General features: G+C 61.9%; 2 protein-coding genes and 2 pseudogenes. 1 reads left to right on the top strand and 3 read right to left on the bottom strand.

The window, feature by feature from the left end:
* Positions 1-464: pseudogene (locus A8G00_RS23915) on the top strand (hypothetical protein); the annotation flags it as partial.
* A gap of 415 nt (positions 465-879) precedes the next feature.
* Here A8G00_RS23915 and A8G00_RS23910 read toward each other — a convergent pair.
* From A8G00_RS23910 to A8G00_RS23900, 3 genes and pseudogenes are all read right to left on the bottom strand, one after another.
* Positions 880-1461 carry a response regulator transcription factor gene (locus A8G00_RS23910; RefSeq protein WP_103001888.1) on the bottom strand — a complete coding sequence of 194 codons (582 nt, stop codon included), beginning with the start codon at positions 1459-1461 and terminating at the stop codon, positions 880-882.
* On the bottom strand, positions 1458-3185 hold the full coding sequence (locus tag A8G00_RS23905) for an ATP-binding protein (RefSeq protein WP_253258083.1): 1728 nt from the start codon (positions 3183-3185) through the stop codon (positions 1458-1460). The genes A8G00_RS23910 and A8G00_RS23905 overlap by 4 nt, the downstream gene beginning before the upstream one ends.
* Positions 3186-3355: 170 nt before the next feature.
* Positions 3356-3462, bottom strand: a pseudogene (locus A8G00_RS23900) (IS5/IS1182 family transposase); the annotation flags it as partial.

Raw genomic sequence — 3462 nt, 5'->3', positions numbered from 1 at the left:
TCTCAACTTCACGCAGCTTGCCGATAATCTCTTCCGGCTTGTGCTTCTTGCTCGGCATTCATCGTCCCTTTCGTGGTCCAGACTATCATAGTCTCTGGGCCGCTCAGCGGGGGGCAGATCAGACCAAACCCGATATACGCATCAAAGATGGGCAAAGGACCATCATGGTGATCGACACAAAATGGAAGCGCATATCCAGTAACATCAACGATAAAAAGCGCGGCGTCAGTCAGTCTGACGTTTATCAAATGATGGCCTATGCGCGGCTGTACCGACCGGACCATGTGATGCTGCTCTACCCACACCATGCCGGCTTGGGCACCGCACCGCTCGATGCGGGCTATCTCATCGCAGGCGGGGATGAGAGGATGCGCATCGTGAGCGTTGACCTTCGCCTCTTGGATGCCGCTCTTACCAGCCAGCTTGCAGACGTATTTGCATCCACGAAACACGTAGTTCACTGACGTGAATCCATGGAGAGTGACGTATCGACGAGCAGCAATGCGCCCATTTAGGTTGCTTGGGCTTCAAAATCCCTGTCCCAGAACCTGCCGTTCGGGTGGCCTTGGCGTCCGTAGATCTGAAAGGCTGGGACTGGGACCTTCGAGACGGTCGGCTTCTGAAGACGCGCTCGAGTATAGCTGCCGCTCGCAGCGCATAGGCTGATGGCAGTAGACGGGCCGCCACCCGTCACTGTCCGCACTGTATGCTCGATTGGCTCTGCTTGGAAGCGGACTCCACAGCACCGCAACGATTACGGGGCGACGCCATTCTCTGCCGCCAAATCGGACCTACCCTGTTCGCACTGTAACAGAGCTGACAATTCACTATCTTCGGGCTATGGTGATGGCGATCAATTCCCAGATGTCGGACGAGCATTTAGCGGGCCAGGGCGATTAACTGCGCTAGCCCATTTGCTCCGGTTTTAAACATAACAGAGGCGCGGTGGTCTTCGACTGTTCTAGAACTCAGGCTCAGCATCGCCGCAATCACTTTGTTGCTATATCCTTGGGTGAGGAGATCGAAAACCTGCCGCTCGCGCGGTGTCAGGCTGGCTGTGCGGGCCAGTTGCTGGCGTCGCCCGCTGGACCAGCTGACCCCTTCCTCCACGGCCGCGAGCAGGCGCTCCTCATCCAGCGGCTTTTCCAGATAATCGAGGCCCCCATAGCGCCGCACCGAATCCACCGCATTGGCCGTGGTCGGCCAGGCGGTCATGAAGATGATCGCAGAGGACGGATCGATCGCCCTGATCCGGTCGGCGAAGGCGAAGCCGTCCAGATCCCCCATCATCACATCGGTGACGATGCAGTCGGCGGGCGCACCGGCATAGACGTCCAGCAAGGGAGCGGGATCGAGAAAAGGCTGCGCATCGAAGCCGTGACGGCGCAGCAGTCGGGCAACGCTGGCGCCCAGATCGCGGTCGTCATCCACCACGTAAATCTTCGCAGCATCGTTCATCATGCCAATCCTCCGGTCACGGGCAGGGAAATGGTGGCGCGGACATCGCCATACGCAGATATGTCGCGCGAAAGGGTGCCGCCATGGGCCTCGACAATGGCGCGAGCAACCAGCGTGCCCACGCCCATGCCGCCATTGGGAAGCTGGTCGGCGCCCCGACGGTTCGACACGATGATCTGCACCCGGTCGTCCACCCTCATGGCGGCGAGTCCGACCTGCGCATCCCCAGCGCCCTGAATGGCGTTGCGCAATAGGTTGACCACCGCCTGCCCCAGTTCCACCTCCTGCGCGAGCACGACGAGATCGGGGTCGATCGGATCGACCTTCAGCGTCACGCCCTCGCTTTTTGCCTCGGGCGCGGCCAGTGCGGCGACGCTCTCTACCAGGGCCGACACCGGCAGCGGCGTCGGCTCGTCCACCGCGCGACCGCCATATCGGCGCAGGCGCCGCACCAGATTGGACAGGGTCGCCGCCTTGCGATCGATCAGCGCGGCGCTTTCAGCGATTTCCGGGTCGGATATTCCGGTGATGGCGTGGAGGTGCCTGGCTTCAATCGCCAGCGTGGACAGTGGCTGGCTGATCTCATGAATAACGGCGACCGACATGGCTCGCAGGGTCTTCAGCCGTTCTGCCTGAAAAAGCATTCGGTCGCGCCGCTCGACATCGATACGCGCCTGCCGCTGCGCATCGGCAAAGCTGCCGGCGAGATAGCCGACCACCCCCACGGTCGCCAATCCCAGATGCAATTGCAGCCGGGCGGCCGTAGTCATGTCCTGCGCCGTCTGCGGCAGCATGAGGAGGGTCGCAATGGCCAGCGCCACCCAGGCGGCAGTTCGCCCGAAACGCAGGCCGATCCAGGCAACGGCGAAGATGACGGGCATGGGCTGAGCACCCAAGCCGACGCGGCGCAGCGCTTCGGTTATGGCGATGCCGCTGAGCAACAGGATGCTGCTTTCCGCCAGCTCGGGCCAGCGCATTCTGGCGCCGATCCGCATGCCCGGACGGTGGCGGCGCGTCAGCAGCTCAGCCACCCACAGCAAAGGTGGCGCAAGAATCAGCACGCCCAGCAGATCGCCAACAGCGAATGCGGAGAGGGATGTGATGACCTCGTGGGCGCCCTGCACGCGGGTCATGTCGGGACGCAAAAGCGACTCCGGCAAGGCGGACAGAGCCGCCACGTTCGGAGCCGCCACCGCCGCGAGCCCAAATGGCATGGGCGGGATCAGGATCGTGGCACGCGAACCGCTGGCCAGCCAGCGGATCGCCGCGACGGTCGCGCCATAGGCGAAAACCGGCCGGACGATCCCGAACAGGATGATCGGCCAGTCCGGCATTCTGAAAGAAAAAATGCCTTTCGCAACGTCGACCATGATCTCGACGAGGGCGATGAAAGGTGTCAACCAGGCGCCCGCATACCATAGCAGCGCGAGCCGCAGCCCGGCCGCCGGATACCAGACAGAATAGAAACCGGCCCCGCCCCAGGCCGCGGCCATCCAATGCGCGATCGCAAATCCTGCTGCATAGGCAGCCAGCAACGCCAGCTGAAGTTGATCAGGTATCCACCGTCGACGACGATTCCGCAGGCGCAGCATGGGAGGGGGTACACAGGTCATTACCGCCATCTGGCAGCGCTTGCCGCCTGATAAAAGCCGGAAAAAACCCGGAACCTCCTGTGCAGGCGCCGTTAACTCCGTGAGGAGGCGCAAGAATATCGACCAGACGCCCACATCAGCCTCAGCCGCGATATGGGCTGATCCCCCTTGTCGTCATGCCCGCCCTGAAGCCCACAAGAGCCGGATGCTCATGATTCACCCGAAATGGCCCAAAGGCGCCCGGGGGGCGATGTCGGGCAGGCCCGTCGCAATTTCCGGGGTAGGAACTCTAGGGCGCAGACTCATTATGCATTGCACCAGAGGCGTGTGCAGATGAGCTTGATCGCCGCCAGATAGTTGGCAGCATCCTTATCATATCGAGTGGCTATGCCCCGGAACTGCTTGATCCGAT

The sequence above is a fragment of the Sphingobium sp. SA916 genome, from assembly GCF_002894065.1.
GTDB lineage: Bacteria > Pseudomonadota > Alphaproteobacteria > Sphingomonadales > Sphingomonadaceae > Sphingobium > Sphingobium fuliginis.
This window is presented reverse-complemented; position numbering and strand designations above follow the sequence as displayed.

What these genes read in the sequence shown, in the direction of transcription:
- A8G00_RS23910 (WP_103001888.1), bottom strand. Translation starts at nt 1,461, where the DNA reads ATGATGAACGATGCTGCGAAGATTTACGTGGTGGATGACGACCGCGAT.